The organism is Microbacterium resistens (assembly GCF_021172025.1).
Lineage (GTDB): Bacteria > Actinomycetota > Actinomycetes > Actinomycetales > Microbacteriaceae > Microbacterium > Microbacterium resistens.
Genome location: NZ_CP082781.1, coordinates 2,578,918 through 2,596,003 on the forward strand (window position 1 = coordinate 2,578,918; position 17,086 = coordinate 2,596,003).

Sequence of the window (17,086 nt, forward strand, 5' to 3'; positions counted from 1 at the left end):
ACCGGGGGCCGGGGGCCCGCCGGCGTGGCGTGAGCGTCGGAGCGCGTCGTTTCCTTCTCGTCCGGGGTGTCCATGGAAATCCATCCTGACACGCGGTCACCGCCGCTCCCAGCCCGGCCGCCGTGGCGGCGGACGGGTGCGGGTCGCGACGTTTCGTCTCGCTACGCTCGCTCAACGACCGGAAGCCCACACACCGTTTCGTCTCGCTCCGCTCGCTCAACGACCGGGAACCCACACCGGTCGTTGAGCGAGGAGCGCAGCGACGAGACGAAACGCGCGCACCGGCCCCGGATCAGGCCGGGGTCAGAACCGTGTCCTCCAGACGCGAGTACGACGCCTCCATGCCGTCGGCCATGCCGGTGGCGAGGATCATGTCGCGCGTCTCCTTGTCCGGGTACTCGATCAGGACGGTGATGAGGGTCGCCCCGTCCTCCTCGTACAGGTTGAGGTCGTTGACGGTCGTCGGTCCGTCCGTCCCCTGCATGCGCTCCGTCGTGACGGCCCGACGCGGGGCGTCCACGAGCAGCACCTCGCCCTCGAACCCGAACGCCTCGCCCTCGGTGCCCTCGACCGGGGCCCACGCGGTGCGGTGCGTCTCTCCCACGGTCGTGGCGGGGACGCACTCGGTCATGACCCAGCCGTCCGGACCGGTCATCCACTGCCGCACGAGGTCGGGCTCGATGTGCGCGCGCCACACCAGCTCGCGCGGCCCTTCCACGAGCCGGGTGATCCGCACGTGGGTGTCGTCGAGGAGTTCGACGCGCGTGCCCTTGCCCTGCGCGTACTCCCGGAGGTCCTGCAGGACGGCGTCGAGCTGGGCCATGGCCATCTTCGTCCCCTCGACGGCGCCCATCTCGACCACCTGGTCCAGCGCCTCGACCGAGTCGAAGTAGCTCGTCGTGACCATGCGCGTCCCGTCGCCGGCGGGCTCGAAGGTGAAGGTCATCCGCATCGCCGGGAATCCGTCGAGCGGCGCGCCCTCGTCGTCCACGAAGCTGTCCAGGACCTCGAACCGGTTCGGTGCCTCGATCGCGAGGAACTCCCAGGATCCGGACGACTTCTCCCCGCGCGGGCCGTTCATCGAGTAGACGGCCCGGCCGCCGACCCGGTGGTCCCAGGCGGTGAACGTGGCAGGCCACCCGGGAGGGCCCCAGAAGCGCTCGAGCTGACGCGGGTCGCTGTACGCGTTCCACACGCGCTCGACGGGTGCGGCGAAGTCAGCCGTGACGGTCATCGTCAGGGCTTCGGGATCGGTGGTGACGTCGATGACGGGCATGTCATTCTCCTCGGTGGGGTGATGCGGAATCGGATGAGGGGGAGGGCCCGCCGGTCGGGCCGGTGAAGCCCTCGGCGGCGAGCAGGTCGTCGAGGCGCGAGATGCGGGCGCGCCACAGCTCCTCGTACCGGGCGAGCAGAGCGCGGGCGCGGGCGATCATGTCCGGATTGGCGCGGACGAGCCGCGCGCGTCCCTCGGCGCGCTTGATGATGAGCCGCGCCTCTTCCAGGACGGCCACATGCTTCTGGACCGCGGCGAACGACATGTCGTAGTCACGGGCCAATGCGGAGACCGACTGCTCGCGGTCGATGGTCCGGCGCAGGATGTCGCGCCGGGTCGAGGCCGCCAGTGCGTGGAAGACACGGTCGATCTCCGTCTCGTCGAGTTCTCGTTGTGCAACCATTTGGTTGTACGTTATGCCCGCGACCTCCGGGTGTCAAGACCCTCGTCGGACCTGGCCGAGACGGCGGGGCCGGTCGGCGCACGGGAGAACAGCGCCGTCGGCATCGGGGCGGGTCCGTGACGACGTGTCGTGATTACCCCCCCTCGCGATACCGCCGACGGGCGAGGTGGAGAAGGGGATCCTCTCAGGTGCACGCCGCCCACGAGCGACGCGCCTCCGCCACGGCGGGGACGTGACGACGTGCGCGCGGTCACCTCGTTCGGCGACCTCGCTCACGCGCGTGGCCGGGACGGGCTCCGCGTCCGCGAACCCGCAACCCGCGGACGAGGCGTCAGAGTCGTGCGGAGATCACGCGAGCCGTCGCGGTCGGGTCGACCCGGTGCATGACCGACTCGGGCACGATGACGAGCTCCGCACCGGGGATCTGCCCAGCGGCCCAGTCCGACGCGGCGATCAGGAAGGGGAAGGTCTGCTCACCGCGCAGCACGGTGACGGGACGCTTCACGTCCAGCAGCTCGGCGCTCGGCTGGCGCATCCGATACACCAGTCGTGTGTCGTACACCGTGGACTGCGCGAGCGCCGTGAGGGCGGCGAGCATGCCGTTCGTGCGGCCGGCTTCGACCATCTCGCGAGGCAGCCCGACCGCTTCGATCTGGAAGGTCTCGATCGCGTCGCCGGGCCGCCCGTCGCTGACGAGCGCCTGCAGTCGCTCCGCGAGCTCCGGCGTTTGCGCACCGGAGCCGTCGAAATCGATCGGCGGCTCGGAGAGGAAGAGCGCGCCGGTCGGGACGCCCTGCGATGCGGCATAGAGCGCGAGCACGGCCCCGGAGGAATGGCCGAGGACGGCATCGGCCCCGCCGGCCGCCGTGATCACCGCCGCCAGGTCGGCCACCTCGTCGTCGGGTGTAGAGCCGGACCGGTCGCCGCTCCCGCCGCGGGCACGGCGATCCCAGGTGACCGCACGCAGACCGGCATCGGCGAGCGCCCGGGCGATCGGCGCGGCGTCCTCCGCCCTCGACAGGGCCCCGTTCACGATCACGACGGTTCGGCCGTCTCCGGTCGCCGAGAACTCGATGGGAGTGCCGTCTGCCGACGTTGCGATGCTCATGTCGTCATACAACCACGGGCGTCCGACATCGCCGCGTCGCCGCCCCCTCCGCCACCATCCCGAGGGGATCCCGCGTCCGCGGCCGCAGCGCGGCGTCAGACTGAGGGGATGGACGAGACCCTCGCCGAGCTGGCCGCCTCAGCCGATCACCGCGACGCCGAACGGGCGTTCCTCGACGCCGGGTGGACGCCGTGCGGGGCCGGGGACTGGGCGATCGCCCTGCGATCGCCGGACGGCGAGCTGGCGGTCCGGATCAGCCCGTTCGACCCCACCGGCCCGTACACCGCGGAGCTCTACCGCGCGGCTGCGCACACCCGCCAGGTGCCTCGGCTGCATGCGCACCGGCGGCTCGCCGGCGGCGGCGACCTCCAGGTGATGGAGTGGCTCGCCGCCGTGCCGGAGGAGGAGGCGTCGGCGTTCCATCGCGCCGTGGCGAGCGGTGCCGCACCGGCCGAGGAGCTCGCGGGCATCGTGCAGCGGATCCATGACCGGGCCCGCGCGGAACTGCCCTGGTGCGGCCCGCTCGACGACAACCCCGCGAACGTCATGCGCGGATCGGACGGGCGACTCGTCGTCACCGATCTCTTCTACGCCGACGGCCCCGCCCTGTACGCCCTCGCGGGCAGCGACCCCGACGCGTTCGTGCAACGGATCCCCGAGCCCGAGCGCCGCTTCCTGACCGAGATCCCGCTCGCCGCGTCGGGGCCGTGGTCGCGGGCCGACCGCGACGCGATGCGGGAGGGCGTCGCCGCCGCGGACCGGCGCAAGGACGGCGAGCCTCCCCTCCCCGACACGGAGCGACGGCGCTAGCGCGGCCCGCGGCCGGCGACGCCGGCGAACAGGGCGTGCAGCAGGGGCAGGACCGAGACGCCGACGAGGATCCAGCCGAGCACCGGCACCGGGCCGAGGAGCAGGGTCCCGCCGATGAGGAGCGCCGCGAACAGCACCGCGGAGACCGCCCGCCGCCCGATGCTCACCAGCCGGTCGAGCCGGCGCTCCAGCGGCGACGTGTCGAAGGTGAGGGTCCCGGCGTCGAACCGCGTGATCAGCGAGTCCACCCGCTGCGGCAGCCGCCACAGCACCCCCGCGTTCGCCAGGGCCTGCTTCCCGAGGTCCTGCGCCAGGTTTCCGCTCTCGTCGCGCAGGAGCCGGGTGGCGTAGGGCTCGACCGGATCCCAGAGGTTGAACTCCGGCTCGAGCGCGCTGCACAGGCCTGACGTCAGCGCCACGGCGCGCATGAGCAGCAGCAGCTTCTCCGGGAACTGCACCGGCAGGGCCCGCACGGTGTCGCCGAACTCCACCGCGAAGTCGCGGAACTCCCTCGGGTCCACGTGGCGGAGCTCGCTGAAGCCCATGCCGCCGAAGCGGGCGAACAGCGCGGTGAGCGCGCGCTCCAGCTCCACGGTGCTGGCCGACGGCAGGAGCACGCCGATCTCCTGCGCCGCCGCCACGAGTCCCCGGCTGTCCCGGGCGGCGATGGCGATGACGAGCGTGCGCAGGCCGTCCCGGATGCCGTCGGGGACCTCGGCCATCATCCCGAAGTCGACGAACGTGAGGCGCCAGGGCACCGAGCCGGCCGCATGGCCCGGCGCCGAGCCCGCCGCATCGCCCTGCGGCAGCGGCGTCACGAAGATGTTGCCCGGGTGCGGGTCGGCGTGCACGAACGAGTGCGTGAACACCTGGTCGAGCATCACGTCCGCGAACACGTCGGCGACGTCGGAGGGATCGATCCCCGCGGCGCGGAGGGCGACGGTGTCGTTGATCTTGATGGCGGTGACGTCCTCGAGCGTGAGCACCCGCCGCGTCGTGCGCTCCCACACGACCTGCGGGGCCGCCACGCGGGCGTCGGACGCCACGCACTCCGCGAACCGCTCCGCATTCGACGCCTCGTGCAGGTAGTCGATCTCCTCGCGGCAGGTGGCTGCGAACTCCTCGACGAGCGCCGGGGCGTCCACGCGGTCGGACACGATCCGCACCCGGCTCAGCCACCCGGCGACGCGGCGCAGCGCGGCGAGGTCGACGGCCACGACCGCATCGATGCCGGGCCGCTGCACCTTGACGACGACCGCCTCGAGCCCGGTGTCGGCGGCGTCCTCGGCGGACAGCACGGCCCGGTGCGCCTGCCCCAGCGACGCCGCGGCCACCGGTGTGGGATCGAACGCCGCGAAAGCACGGCTCAGCGGAACCCCGAGCTCCGCCTCGGCCAGCGCGCGGATGTCGTCGAAGGGGACCGCGGGGACCTCGTCCTGCAGATCGGCCAGCTCCGCCGTGATCTCCGGCGGGAGCACGTCCAGGCGCGAGGAGAGGAACTGCCCGACCTTGATCATCAGCCCGCCGAGCTCGACCGCGAGGTCGCGGAACCGCCGCGCGAGTCGCAGCATCCGCCCCTCGCGGGTGCGCTCCGCGACGGCGACCAGACCGAGTCGCGGAAGCACGAGCTCGAACCACCAGGTCTGGACGATGGCGCGCGCCGCGAAGAGCAGGATGCGCCGGTAGCGTGCCCGGTGCGGCCCGCGTGCGGCCTCCGGGACGCGATCGGCCATCAGGCGTCGGCCAGGATCGCGTACAGCTTGCGACGCGCATCCTCGAGCACGGTCACCGCCGCGTCCACCTGTGCGGCCGTGCCGGTGCGGGCGACCTGCGCGGCGGCGCCGGCGAGGTCCATGCCCGCCTTCGGCAGCGCGGTGTGCGAGCGTCCGCGCTCGCCCTCGCGTGTGCCGCCGCCGCTGCCCTCCCACGGCGCGGGCCGGTCGGCCGCCTCGTCGGCGACCTCGCGCCCGTCGTCGGTGAGGGAGTACGTCTTGCGGCCGCGGAGCTCCTCGGCCACGATCAGGCCCTCATCCGCGAGGAGTTGGAGCGTCGGGTACACCGATCCGGCGCTGGGCTTCCACGCCCCGCCGCTGCGCTCCTCGATCTCGTGGATGATCTGGTAGCCGTGCATGGGCTGCTCGGCCAGGAGCGCGAGCACCGCCGCACGCACGTCCCCGCGCGCCATGCGGGTGGGTGCACTGGGGCGCTGATCGAACGCGGATCGGAGCTGCTCCATCGCCTCCCAGATCGCCGCGCCGGGACCGCCCCGACCGCCCAGCCCGCCGAAACCGCCGAACCCCTCGGAACCGAATGCGCCGCTCATCATGACCTCCCGTGTCGGATCGTGAACGATACTCAACGATATGTCGTTAACTGTCGCCGGGGAAGGGGCGGAGCACCTGGCGCTGCCCCGTTCCACGCATCCCCCGAACGATATACCGGAGTGGCGGAAGCACGACGGACGCACGATGATGCCTCTATGACCGCTCCTTCCCCCGCACCGCCTTCGACACGTCGCCGGTGGTGGATCCTGCCGCTGTCCGCCCTCGGCGTGGTCGTCCTCGGCGGTCTCCTCGCGCGATGGGCACTGCCCGTTCTCATCGTCCTCTGCCTCACCCTGGCAGCCATCGCCGGCGTCGTCATCGTCCGAGGCGCAGCGCCGCGACTCGGGGTCCACGGACGCGGTGCCGGGTGGGCGGCGCTCGGCGCCGTGGTGCTGCTCGTCATCGGAGGCAGCACGGGAAACGCCGCGACCACGGGCCCGTCGACGGCGGATCGCCCGGCCTCCGTCACGCCGTCGGCGTCGGCGACACCGCAGGGCTTCGTCGCGGCTGCGCCGAGCACACCCAGCCCGGAGCCGACGACGTACGCCGACGTCGAGGTCCGCTCCGACATCGACTTCCAGCGGACGACCGTCGAGTCCGCCGACCTCGATGAGGGGACGACCGCGGTCATCACGGCAGGTCAGGTCGGGACGAGGCTCACCGTGTTCCGGATCGGCACCGTCGGCGGTGTCGAGGTCTCACGGGAGATCGTCGGAGAGACCGTTCTCGCCGAACCGGTTGCCGAAGTCACCGCCATTGGGACGCGCATCCCGCCCGCGGCCGAGCCTGTCCCCTTCGCCGCCCAGGAACCGACGGGGCCGGAATGCCACCCGAGCTACGCCGGGGTGTGCGTCCCGATCGACTCGGACGTCGACTGCCAGGGAGGAGGAGGAAACGGCCCGTCCTACGTCGCCGGACCGCTCTCCGTCGTCGGCCCGGACGAGTACGACCTCGACCGGGACGGAGACGGGATCGCATGTGACTGATCCACGGGGTCGGTACGGGGAATCCCGCACCCGGCGCCGCGGGGATCGGCGGCGAGGGAGCGCGGCGGGCGAGCGGGCGGGGGCGCGTCGGTAGACTCCGGCCGACGGAAGGGGACGATCCATGGCGTGGGTGGAGGTCGTCCCGCAGATCCTCGTCGCCCTCGCGATCCTGTTCCTCCCGGGGGCGGCGTGCGCCCTGCTGCTCGGCGTCCGCGGGGCGCTCGCGGCGGGCGCCGCCCCGGCCGCGTCCCTCGCCGTCGTGGCGGGATCCGCCGTCGTCGCCGAGCGGCTCGGCGTGCCGTTCGGGTACGGGCCGGTCGCCGCGGGGACCGGCGTCGCGCTCGCGGTCGCGGGCGGCATCGGCCTGCTCGTCCGCCGGATCGCGCCACCCGCCCCGCGCCCCGCACGGACCGGCCCGGCGGACGGCCACGCCTCCGCGGCGAACGCCCGAACCGGGCTCGGCCGCCTCGCGTTCGGCGGCGCGCTCGTGATCGCCGTCGGTCTGCTGACCTGGCGGGTGACCGAGGCGCTGATCGGCCCTCGGAACTTCTCGCAGCGCTTCGACATCGTCTTCCACCTCAACGGCGTGCGGCGCACGCTCGACACCGGCGACGGCTCGTCGCTGACCATGGGCGTGCTCATGGGCCACGCCGACGGCGTGCTGGCGTTCTACCCCGCGGGGTGGCACGATCTGGTCGCCCTCGTCGCACAGACCCTGCCGGCGGGCCCCTGGCAGATCCCGCTCGCGATCAGTGCCGCCAACGTCGCCCTCGCCGCGGTCGTCTGGTCCGTCGGCGTGCTCGCGCTCACCCGGGCGGCCGCAGGACCGCGCCCCCGCGTTCTCCTCTTCGCGGGCGTGTTCGCCGCCGCCTTCACGGTCTTCCCGCTGCGGCTGCTGGAGTGGGGCACCGTGCTGCCGTACTTTTGCGGCGTCGCGCTGGCCCCCGGGGTGCTCGCCCTCGTGCTGTCCGCTCTCCGCCTCGCCCGCGCCGACCGGTCCTCCTGGCTCGGCGCGCTCCTGCTCGGTGTGCTGGCCGCGGCCGGACTGGCGTTCTGCCATCCCAGCGTCGCCGTCGCCGTGATCGGCCTGTCGGTCCCGGCCGTCGGTGCCGCGATCGTCCGCTGGGCGCGGATCCGCCGCGCCGCCGGACGCGGACCGCTGCTCCCGGTCCTCGCAGCGGCGGGGACGGCGATGGCCGTGGTCGGCGTGTGGATCGTCACCCGGCCGCGCAACGGGTTCCCGGGATGGGAGACGCCGCACACGCTCGGCAAGGCCGTCCTCGGATTCCTGGCTTCCGCTCCGGTCGGCGGTCCGGTGGCCGTCGCCGCCGCGGGCTGCATCGCGGTGGCCGTCGTCGTCATCGCCGTGCGCCGGCGCGACCTGCTCTGGCTGGCGCTGTCCTACGCCGTCGCCGGGTTCCTGTACGTCGTCGTGACGGGGTTTCCGCGCTCGGCGTTCCGCACGGCGGTGACCGGCCCCTGGTACGAGGACTGGTTCCGGATCGCGGCTCTTCTCGCGATCCCGGCGGTGCCGCTGGCCGCCCTCGGCGCCGCGGCGATCGTCTCCGCCGCCACCGCGGCCGTCGGCCGCCTCCGCGGTGCGCCCCTGCCCGCGCTCGTGCCCGTCGTGACCGTCCTGGCGGTCGTCGCGCTGATCCCGCTCACGCAGGTCCGGGTGATCGACCACGAGGTGGGCATGACGCGGAACGCGTACGTGTTGACGGAGGACGCGGACCTCGTCGGCCCCGGGGAGATCGCGTTCATGCAGCGCGTCGCCGACGTCGTCCCCGACGGGGAGATCGTCGCGAACAACCCCTATGACGGCAGCGCCGAGCTCTACGCGTTCGCCGGCGTCCCCGTGCTCATCCCGCACCTCAACTACACCTACTCCGAGGACGACCTGCTGCTCATGGCGGACCTCGTCCACGCCCCCTCCCGTCCGGACGTGTGCGCCGCCCTGGAGCGCACCGGCGTGCGGTGGGTGATCCAGCTCGGCCGGGTGGTCGGCGGGTTCCCGGAGGCGGAACGCTACCCGGGGATCGGGACGGTGACCGGCGGCCCCGGATTCGAGGAGGTCCTCGCCGACGGCGAGCGACGCCTGTTCCGCATCACCGCCTGCGGCCTCGGCTGAGGCCCCGACGCGTCAGGGCATCACGCAGCTGCGCCCGGTGTCCCCGGTCCCCTCGCCGAGGCACGCGTACTCCTCGCCCGCGACCAGGTCGATCCCGGCGAACAGCTGAGGGACCGTGACGAACGTGTAGCCGCGCTCCCGGAGCGTGTCGATGAGCTCCTGCTGTCCGGCGATCGTGGACGGATGCACGTCGTGCATGAGCACGACGCCCCCGGGCTCGATCCGGTCCAACACGCGCGGCACGAACACGGCCGGATCCAGGCTCTCCCAGTCGAAGCTGTCGACGCTCCAGAAGATCAGCGGTTTGCCCGCGGCCTCCCGCGCGGCTCCGCCCTCGGAGCCGTAGGGGGCGCGCACCGACGTCGGCGCCGGGACCCCGGCCGCGACCACCGCCTCGTCCGTCGCCGAGAGCTGCTCGCGGACCGCCTCGGCGGGGATCAGCGCGAGGTCGGCGTGATCCCACGTGTGGTTCTCGATCGCATGACCGGCCGCGGCCGCGCGGCGCACGATCCCCGGGTGGGCGGCGGCGTCGCGCCCCTCGACGAAGAACGTCGCCGGGACCCGGGCCGCGTCGAGGAGATCGAGCAGCTGCGGCGTCGTGACGGGATCCGGCCCGTCGTCGTAGGTCAGCGCGACGCACGCGATCAGCGTGCAGGGCACGTGCGGCGCCGCGCCGTCCTCGGGACCGGCGAACGGCGCGGTGCCCTGGGCGGCGGCCTGGACCTCCCGCCCGGCGTCCGTGAGCATCGCCCGCGCCTCGTCCGCCGACAGACCCGCGGCAGATCCCTCGCCGAACACGATCCCGCCGTCCCGGTCGAACGAGAGGCCGTCCAGCGCCGCGGCGCCGACGCGCTCGGTCAGCGCGTCCCGCGCCTCCTCGGTCAGCAGGTCTCGCCCCTCCCAGGTCCCGCCGCGGGTGTTCGCGAACACGGTCCGCCAGGCGACGCCGTCCTCGCGCCGCGCGCTCAGGCGCACGCCGAGGACGGTCCCCCGGTCCTGGACGACCGTGCCGTCGATGCGCAGCGTGGCCTCGGCCAGCTCGCCCGCGGCGATCCCCCCGGCGTCCGGGAGCCGTGCGGCGAAGCCCGGATGGTCGGCCTCGATCTGCGCGCGGACGAAGCCGTCGACCCGGCGGTTGAACTCCTCCGCACCGTCGAGCACGATCCACCGACCCTGGAATCCGAGCTCCGCACTGGCATAGGCGACCTCCCGCGGCTGCGTGCCCGACGGGGCCGCCGTCGCGGTCGGCGACGGGGCGGGCGTCGGCGGGGCGCCCTGCGACGAGGGGACCGGACCGGAGCCCGCCGCGACGGGCGCGCACCCCACCAGGGCCGTCACGAGGAGGACGGCGACCAGCGCTCCCCCGCCGAGCGCCCGTCTCACGCTTCCTCCCGCGCCGGCGGCACGACGGCGACCTCGTCGAGGGGAGTCCGCGCCGACGCCTCGGGCGGCACCGGGACGGAGGCCCGCCCCGCCGTCCGCTCCCGCCGTGCTCGTGCCCGCAACACCGCCCCGACGCCGAGGGCGCCACCGGCCAGCGCGAGGTCGCCGACCGTGAACAGCAGCCGCGAGACGAGGGCCGCCGCCAGCGCCGCACCGGTCCCGACCGCGGGCGCGAGCACGGCGACGATCACCGCCTCCCGTGCCCCGAGGCCCGCGGGGAGGATGAAGAACACCAGACTGGCGATCATCGCCAGCCCCATCGACCCGATGCACAGCAGCAGCGCGGACCCGTCCGCCGCGTGGGGCGGCAGCAGCAGCCACAGGTGCAGCCCGAAGAGCCCGTAGCCCAGCGCGCTCCAGCCCGCGGCGCGCAGCAGCGGGGCGACGCGCAGGACCGCGTCGGGCGGCGTCACGCGGACCAGCCGCAGCGCGAGCAGCAGCAGCCGGTTGAAGACGGCGGGGATCAGCAGGACCACGATCACCGGCACGAACACGAACAGCCACAGGTAGGGGCGGTAGGCGGGCTGGCCGGAGAGCTCCGGGATCGTCAGGATCCCGACCGCGAGGCCCGAGACCGCGACCACCGCGACGTTCGCGAGCGTCGTCGCGAGCGTCTGGGTCCGGCGAATCCCCGCCCGGCGAGCGAGCGCGATCTGGAGGACGTAGGCCCACACGGATCCGGGCACGTACTTGCCGAGCATGCCGACGAAGTACAGCGGCGCCGCCCGGCGGAACCGGACGCGCGTGCCGAGACTGTCCAGCAGCGCATGCCAGCCGAGCGCCGAGCAGAGGATCCCGGCGAGCACGACCACGCCGGCAAGGGCGACGTGCACCGGTTCGTACGAGCCGAGAGCGGCGGTCACGGCGCGTCCGTTGGCGCGCACGGCGAAGCCGGCGGCGACGAAGACGGCGGCGACGGCGGTCCACGTGAGCACCATCCGCACGACGCGCATCGCGGTCCGCGGAGGACGGGCACCGCCGGGCCGCGCCCCCGGGGCCGCCACGGCGGGCGTCGCGTCGCCCATCCCCCGCTCCCCTCGCGTCGTCGTTCCCCTGCACCCTAGGTGGCCCGGCGTCCGCGCCGGACGGCGTGCGGGACGCCGACGACGGCTTCTCCGTGACATCCCCGTCATTCCGGGCGTCGCGGGCCGGCGCGGGCCCGGCTCCCGCTGCCCGGCATACGGGGAAGCCCGTAAGCCGCGGGACCGCATGCGGCGACGGCGTCCTTTGATAACGTTCCCTCAGCGGGCTGCGACGGGAGGGCAGGGCATGGGCGAACGAGCGCATCGTCCGACCGTCAAGGAGGTCGCCCAGCGCGCGGGCGTGAGTCCGATGACGGTCTCGCGCACGCTCTCGGGCGGCCGGAACGTCAAGCCCGAGGTCCAGGAGCGGGTGCTCGCCGCCGTCGCCGAGCTCGGCTACCACCGCAACGAGAACGCCCGGAGCATCCGCCCCGGGCACAGCAGCGGGCTCATCGGCGTCGCGATCACCAACATCGCCAACCCCTACTACGGCACGTTCGCGCTGGGCGTCGAGGAGGAGGCGGCCCTCGCCGGCCGCCGCATCCTCCTGGGCAACACCTCCGAGGACGCGTCCCGGGAGGCCGAACTGGTCGGCGACTTCCTGGGCCGCCGCGTCGACGGGCTGGTCGTCGTGCCCGCCGCGGCGTCCTCGGCCCACCTCGAGCACTCGCAGCGACAGGGGGTCCCGGTCGTGCTCGCCTCCCGGCGGATCGAGGGCCTGGAGGCGGACAGCGTGGTCCTCGCCGACGAGGACGGGGCCTTCCGGGGCACGATCGCACTGATCGACCGGGGTCACACGCGGATCGGGTACCTGGGCAACGCGCTGTCCATCTTCACGGGTGCGCGACGGCATACGGGCTACCTGAGGGCGCTGGCGTCACGCGGCCTCAGGGCGGACCCGCGGCTGGTGGCGACCGCCCAGCAGACGGTGGACCAGGCCAGGGAGGCCACGCGCGCCCTGCTCCGGGCGGAGAACCCGCCGACCGCGATCTTCTGCGCCAACAACCGCAACGCGATCGGGGCGCTCAAGGAGATCGGCGTCCAGCTCGCCACGGGGCTCCGCACCGCGGATGCGTTCCCGGAGATCGTGAGCTTCGACGACTTCGAGCTCGCCGAGCTGTCGCCGGTGCCACTCAGCGTCATCGACCACGATCCGCGCGAGCTCGGGCGCACCGCGGCACGCCTGCTGCTGGACCGCCTGGACGGCGGCGGCGGGGAGGCCGCGCCGCGCGAGATCGAGCTTCCGGTCTCCCTCCGCCTGGGCGTGCGCTGACCGGGGGCGCCCTCGGATCACGCCCCCCTCCCGAGGCGTCGACGGAGCCGGATCCGGTCGTTGACAGAGCCTCTTCCAGCTTGATAACGTTACCAATCACGCGAGAGGAGCACCGATGGAGCTGTGCATCGACTTCGGCGGCACCGGGATCAAGATCGCCGTCGCCGCCGACGACCGGATCCTCTCCTCCGCCCGCCTCGACGCGCGCCGCGACGCGGGCGACCTCGACGCCGCGGCGGCCTCGGCCCGCGCGCTCCTCGCGGAGGCAGGAGACGCTCCCGACGCGGTCGGCATCGCGGTCCCGGGGGTCGTGGATCCGGACTCCGGCCGGATGCTCCATGCGAACGCCAAGTACGACGCGTTCCGGGACCTCGACCTCCGGGCCTGGTCCGCGGCCGAGTTCGGCGCCCCGGCCGTCGTCGAGAACGACGCGCGCGCCGCCCTCGTCGGCGAGACCACGAGCGGCGTCGCCGCGGGCGAGCGCGACGCCGTCCTGGTGACCCTGGGCACCGGGATCGGCACCGCGGCCCAGATCGCCGGCGTCCCGCTCCGCGGTCGCCGCGGGCACGCGGGGATCCTCGGGGGCCACGTCACGATCGACCGCAACGGCCCGGTCTGCCCCTGCGGCAACGTCGGCTGCGGCGAGGCGCTGGCCAGCAGCGCCTCGCTCGCGCAGCAGTCCCTGACGGGCGCCGCCCTCACGCTCCGCGACCTCTTCGCCGACGACGCCCATGCCGGCATCCGCGACGCCTTCCTGCACGTGTGGGGCGCGACCGCCGTCACCCTGATCCACATGTACGACCCCGCCGTGGTCGTCCTCTCCGGCGGAGTCCTGCGCGCCGGAGACGCCGTGCGCGCGCCCCTCGAGTCGTACGCCCGCGCCCACCTCTGGCCGTCCGTGACGGCCCCGCGCTTCCTCGTCCCGCCGGAGCCCGAGCTCTCGGTCGCCCGCGGCCTGAGCGTCCTGGCCCGCACCGCCCTTTCCCGTCCGCAGGAGGATCAGTGACCACCCCCATCAACGACATGCACGACGGCCACACGGTCCGGGGGCGCTACGACACGCAGCCCACCGTCCCGCTGCCGCCGGGCGAGCGGATCCTGCGGGGCCCGGAGGGCTGGCGGGCCGCCGCGGCGATCGCCGAGGAGCGCGCCCGCGCGGCCGGGACCTTCCCCGTGCTCCTCGTCGACGCCTACCCCGGCGCCGACGTCGTCGCGGTGACCGCCCGGATCCGTGCCGCCCTCCCGGACTGGACCGTGCGCGACGTCGAGGAGGCGGCGCACCCCGTCGCCGACGTCGAGCGCCTGATCGCCCCGAACCTCACCGACGACCGCGTCTTCGGCGTGATGAGCCATTTCACCCTCGCCGACTTCTACGACGACGCCGCCCTGGCGGCCCTCGCCGCGGAACTGCGCGGTCCGACCGTCGTCGTCGGCTGGGGAGCGGGGCTGCTCGTCCCGCATCTCGCCGGCCCCTCCGCCCTCGTCCTCGTCGACATGGCGCGCTGGGAGATCCAGCTGCGCCAGCGCGCCGGCGCGACCAACTGGCGCGCGGACAACGCCGGCGAGGACAACCTGCGCAAGTACAAGCGCGGGTTCTTCGTGGAGTGGCGGGTCGCCGACCGGCACAAGCGGGACCTCTTCGGCATCGTCGACGTCGTCGTGGACGGCAACGCGATCGCCCCCGCCGAGCCGCACCCCGATGCGCCGGAGGCCGGGATGATCACCGGCGACGCCTTCCGCGGGGCCCTGCGGGACGCGGCGGCCCGACCGTTCCGCGTCGTGCCGTTCTTCGACCCCGGCGTCTGGGGCGGGCAGTGGATGAAGAACCTCATCGGGCTGGACCCGTCCAAGGACAACTACGCCTGGTGCTTCGACTGCGTCCCGGAGGAGAACTCGCTGCTGCTGCAGGGCGACGGCGGCGTGGTGGAGATCCCCGCCCTGGACCTGGTGTTCAGCCGGCCCGTGGAGCTCCTGGGCGCGAAGACGTTCGCCCGCTTCGGCGCCGAGTTCCCGATCCGCTTCGACTTCCTGGACACGATGGACGGCGGGAACCTCAGCCTCCAGGTGCACCCGCTCACCGACTACATCCAGAACACCTTCGGGATGCACTACACCCAGGACGAGAGCTACTACATGCTCGACGCCGGGGACGACGCCGTCGTGTACCTCGGCACCAAGGAGGGCGTGGATCGCGACGCCATGCTGCGCGACCTCGCCACGGCGCAGGACGGCGAGCACCCGTTCCCCGCGGACGAGTACATCAACGCCTTCCCGGCGCGCAAGCACGACCACTTCGCGATCCCGGCGGGCACGGTGCACTGCTCCGGGGCGAACTCGATGGTGCTGGAGATCTCCGCGACGCCGTTCATCTTCACGTTCAAGCTCTGGGACTGGGGGCGCGTGGGCCTGGACGGCGTGCCCCGCCCGGTCCACCTCGACCACGGCGCGCGCAACATCCAGTGGGACCGCGACACGGCCTGGGTGACGGAGAACCTCATCGACCGGGTCGAGACCGTCCGGTCGGACGACGACGTGGTGGAGGAGAGCACGGGCCTTCACGAACTGGAGTTCATCGAGGTGCGGCGGCACTGGTTCCGTCAGGGCGCCGACCACGACACGGAGGGCACCGTCAACGTGCTGAACCTCGTGGAGGGCGACGAGGTCCGCGTCGTCAGCCCGACCGGGGCGTTCGCGCCGTTCGTCGTCCACTACGCCGAGACCTTCATCGTCCCCGCCGCCGTGGGCCGCTACCGGATCGAGCGGACCGAGCACTCCCGCAGCGCGCGCTTCGCGACCGTCAAGGCGTTCGTCAGGGGGACGGCCATGACGGGGCCGGAGACGGCCCGCGCCGGCACGACCGACAACTGAACACCCCACAACCGAACACCGCACAACCGAACATCGAGGGGATCGCGGGGGCTTCGAGCCACTGCATCCCTTGCACCGCACCGATGCGGCTTGGTAGCGTGAGGCCAGGTTTCTGGTAACGATACCAAGCCGGATGACACCGAACAGCACCATGAACAAGGGAGTTCTGCATGATTTCGCGACGAAGGACCGCCGCCACGGCGGCGGGGCTGATCATCGCCGTCTCGGCGCTCGCCGGATGCTCCGGGGGAACCGGCGAGTCCGGATCCGGCGAGGTCACCGGCACGCTCGACTTCTACACGGACAAGGCCGCGTGGAAGCCCGACTTCGAGTCCCTGAACACCGCCAGCGGAGAGGCCGTCGGCATCACGCTCAAGACCACCGGCTACTCGGATGCGAACCAGTACGACGCGTTCGTCAAGCAGTCGTTCCGCACGAACAAGTCCCCGGGTCTGTTCACCTGGCACACCGGCGAGTCGCTCGCGCAGCTGGTCGAGGAGGGCCTGGTCGCGGAGACCACGGACATCTGGGAGAAGGCCATCGGCGAGGGCTGGGTGAGCGAGGACCTCGCCAAGGGGTACACGTTCGACGGCAAGCAGTACTGCGTGCCGATGAACATCGCCTACTGGGTCATGTTCTACAACAAGGCCCTCTTCGCCGAGAACGGCATCGAGGTCCCGATGAGCTGGGCGGAGCTGAACGCCGCGGCCGAGAAGCTCAAGGCCGCCGGGGTGACGCCTTACTACCAGACCAGCACCCTGTTCACCTTCCCGTGGTTCCAGCACCTCGTCGCCTCGACCGACCCGGACCTCTACGCCGGGCTCACCACGGGCGAGGTGAAGTACACCGACCCGGAGATCGTCGAGGTGATGGAGCTGTGGCTGGACGAGCAGAAGAAGGGCTGGTTCAGCGATCCCGGCAGCACGACGGATCCGGCCGTGGCGCTCAAGCAGGGCGATTTCGCGATGATCGACTTCGGGACGTTCTTCGCCGGCAACCTCGAAGGGGCGGGCATGACGCCCGACGACTTCGGGATGTTCGCGATCCCCGCGGTGAACGACGCGCTCGACACCACGCCGGTGGCGGTCGAGTCCGGTCCGATCTGCGTGGCGGAGAGCTCGACGCAGAAGGACCTCGGGCTCGCCTACTCCGAGTGGTGGATGTCCGCCGAGGCCCAGACCGCGTGGAACGACGCCCACGGCGACGTCGCCTTCAACCCGAAGGCCACGGTCTCCGACCCGGCCCTCGCCGAGCTCGGCGAGCAGATCGCCGGCGAGGGCTACTCCCTGTACGACCGGTTCTTCGAGGCGATGCCCACGGCGATCGTCACGACGGCGATCGAGCAGTTCGGCGCCTTCAACGCCAACCCCGGCGATCCGATGCCGTTCCTCGAGAAGATCCAGGCCACGGCCGACAAGTACTGGGCCGAGCAGGAGTAGACG

General features: G+C 73.0%; 14 protein-coding genes. 7 read left to right on the forward strand and 7 right to left on the reverse strand.

The genetic code is table 11. The features are described 5' to 3' along the window. Positions 1–292: 292 nt before the first annotated feature. The 3 genes from K8F61_RS12195 to K8F61_RS12205 form a co-directional block, all read right to left on the reverse strand. Entirely contained in the window at positions 293–1,276 is a 984-nt protein-coding gene (locus tag K8F61_RS12195) for an SRPBCC family protein (RefSeq protein ID WP_231819300.1), read from the reverse strand. A gap of 1 nt (position 1,277) precedes the next feature. Continuing rightward, complete coding sequence (locus K8F61_RS12200) at positions 1,278–1,679, reverse strand: ArsR/SmtB family transcription factor (RefSeq protein WP_231819301.1); 402 nt, start codon at positions 1,677–1,679, stop codon at positions 1,278–1,280. A gap of 331 nt (positions 1,680–2,010) precedes the next feature. Further along, a complete protein-coding gene (locus tag K8F61_RS12205; RefSeq protein ID WP_219085029.1) occupies positions 2,011–2,787 on the reverse strand; it encodes an alpha/beta fold hydrolase in 777 nt (258 codons plus the stop codon). A gap of 108 nt (positions 2,788–2,895) precedes the next feature. On the opposite strand from K8F61_RS12205, the gene K8F61_RS12210 reads away from it, so the two are divergent. After that, positions 2,896–3,597: a hypothetical protein gene (locus tag K8F61_RS12210; protein ID WP_231819302.1), complete on the forward strand. Its 702-nt coding sequence runs from the start codon at positions 2,896–2,898 to the stop codon at positions 3,595–3,597. On the opposite strand, the gene K8F61_RS12215 is transcribed toward K8F61_RS12210, so the two are convergent. Both K8F61_RS12215 and K8F61_RS12220 read right to left on the reverse strand, forming a co-directional pair. Further along, entirely contained in the window at positions 3,594–5,330 is a 1,737-nt protein-coding gene (locus K8F61_RS12215) for an ABC1 kinase family protein (protein ID WP_231819303.1), read from the reverse strand. The two genes, K8F61_RS12210 and K8F61_RS12215, sit on opposite strands and share 4 nt — an antisense overlap. After that, on the reverse strand, positions 5,330–5,920 hold the full coding sequence (locus K8F61_RS12220) for a PadR family transcriptional regulator (protein WP_219085026.1): 591 nt from the start codon (positions 5,918–5,920) through the stop codon (positions 5,330–5,332). The genes K8F61_RS12215 and K8F61_RS12220 overlap by 1 nt, the downstream gene beginning before the upstream one ends. 156 nt (positions 5,921–6,076) lie before the next feature. Here K8F61_RS12220 and K8F61_RS12225 point away from each other — a divergent pair, with 156 nt between their 5' ends. Together K8F61_RS12225 and K8F61_RS12230 are read left to right on the forward strand one after the other, a co-directional pair. Further along, entirely contained in the window at positions 6,077–6,907 is an 831-nt protein-coding gene (locus K8F61_RS12225; protein ID WP_231819304.1) for a G5 domain-containing protein, read from the forward strand. A gap of 121 nt (positions 6,908–7,028) precedes the next feature. Beyond that, positions 7,029–9,038 carry a DUF6541 family protein gene (locus tag K8F61_RS12230; protein WP_231819305.1) on the forward strand — a complete coding sequence of 670 codons (2,010 nt, stop codon included), beginning with the start codon at positions 7,029–7,031 and terminating at the stop codon, positions 9,036–9,038. A 12-nt stretch (positions 9,039–9,050) separates the two neighbouring features. Here K8F61_RS12230 and K8F61_RS12235 read toward each other — a convergent pair whose 3' ends face one another. Both K8F61_RS12235 and K8F61_RS12240 read right to left on the reverse strand, forming a co-directional pair. Further along, on the reverse strand, positions 9,051–10,421 hold the full coding sequence (locus tag K8F61_RS12235) for a polysaccharide deacetylase family protein (protein WP_231819306.1): 1,371 nt from the start codon (positions 10,419–10,421) through the stop codon (positions 9,051–9,053). Further along, on the reverse strand, positions 10,418–11,506 hold the full coding sequence (locus tag K8F61_RS12240) for a lysylphosphatidylglycerol synthase transmembrane domain-containing protein (RefSeq protein ID WP_231819307.1): 1,089 nt from the start codon (positions 11,504–11,506) through the stop codon (positions 10,418–10,420). The genes K8F61_RS12235 and K8F61_RS12240 overlap by 4 nt, the downstream gene beginning before the upstream one ends. Before the next feature lie 244 nt (positions 11,507–11,750). Between K8F61_RS12240 and K8F61_RS12245 the strand changes: the two genes are divergently transcribed. The 4 genes from K8F61_RS12245 (at position 11,751) to K8F61_RS12260 (ending at position 17,083) form a co-directional block, all read left to right on the forward strand. Further along, positions 11,751–12,776, forward strand: coding sequence for a LacI family DNA-binding transcriptional regulator (locus K8F61_RS12245; RefSeq protein ID WP_231819308.1), 1,026 nt, complete (start codon positions 11,751–11,753; stop codon positions 12,774–12,776). Positions 12,777–12,891: 115 nt separating this feature from the next. Next, positions 12,892–13,782: an ROK family protein gene (locus tag K8F61_RS12250; RefSeq protein ID WP_231819309.1), complete on the forward strand. Its 891-nt coding sequence runs from the start codon at positions 12,892–12,894 to the stop codon at positions 13,780–13,782. Further along, a complete protein-coding gene (locus tag K8F61_RS12255) occupies positions 13,779–15,644 on the forward strand; it encodes a class I mannose-6-phosphate isomerase (protein WP_219085020.1) in 1,866 nt (621 codons plus the stop codon). Before K8F61_RS12250 ends, K8F61_RS12255 begins: the two co-directional genes overlap by 4 nt. A 170-nt stretch (positions 15,645–15,814) precedes the next feature. Then, on the forward strand, positions 15,815–17,083 hold the full coding sequence (locus K8F61_RS12260; RefSeq protein WP_231819310.1) for an ABC transporter substrate-binding protein: 1,269 nt from the start codon (positions 15,815–15,817) through the stop codon (positions 17,081–17,083). Positions 17,084–17,086: the final 3 nt, after the last annotated feature.

Bases quoted from the DNA above. Each gene is read 5' to 3' on its own strand.
- K8F61_RS12195 (WP_231819300.1), bottom strand. From the start codon at position 1,276: ATGCCCGTCATCGACGTCACCACCGATCCCGAAGCCCTGACGATGACC.
- K8F61_RS12200 (WP_231819301.1), bottom strand. From the start codon at position 1,679: ATGGTTGCACAACGAGAACTCGACGAGACGGAGATCGACCGTGTCTTC.
- K8F61_RS12205 (WP_219085029.1), bottom strand. From the start codon at position 2,787: ATGAGCATCGCAACGTCGGCAGACGGCACTCCCATCGAGTTCTCGGCG.
- K8F61_RS12210 (WP_231819302.1), top strand. From the start codon at position 2,896: ATGGACGAGACCCTCGCCGAGCTGGCCGCCTCAGCCGATCACCGCGAC.
- K8F61_RS12215 (WP_231819303.1), bottom strand. From the start codon at position 5,330: ATGGCCGATCGCGTCCCGGAGGCCGCACGCGGGCCGCACCGGGCACGC.
- K8F61_RS12220 (WP_219085026.1), bottom strand. From the start codon at position 5,920: ATGAGCGGCGCATTCGGTTCCGAGGGGTTCGGCGGTTTCGGCGGGCTG.
- K8F61_RS12225 (WP_231819304.1), top strand. From the start codon at position 6,077: ATGACCGCTCCTTCCCCCGCACCGCCTTCGACACGTCGCCGGTGGTGG.
- K8F61_RS12230 (WP_231819305.1), top strand. From the start codon at position 7,029: ATGGCGTGGGTGGAGGTCGTCCCGCAGATCCTCGTCGCCCTCGCGATC.
- K8F61_RS12240 (WP_231819307.1), bottom strand. From the start codon at position 11,506: ATGGGCGACGCGACGCCCGCCGTGGCGGCCCCGGGGGCGCGGCCCGGC.
- K8F61_RS12245 (WP_231819308.1), top strand. From the start codon at position 11,751: ATGGGCGAACGAGCGCATCGTCCGACCGTCAAGGAGGTCGCCCAGCGC.
- K8F61_RS12250 (WP_231819309.1), top strand. From the start codon at position 12,892: ATGGAGCTGTGCATCGACTTCGGCGGCACCGGGATCAAGATCGCCGTC.
- K8F61_RS12260 (WP_231819310.1), top strand. From the start codon at position 15,815: ATGATTTCGCGACGAAGGACCGCCGCCACGGCGGCGGGGCTGATCATC.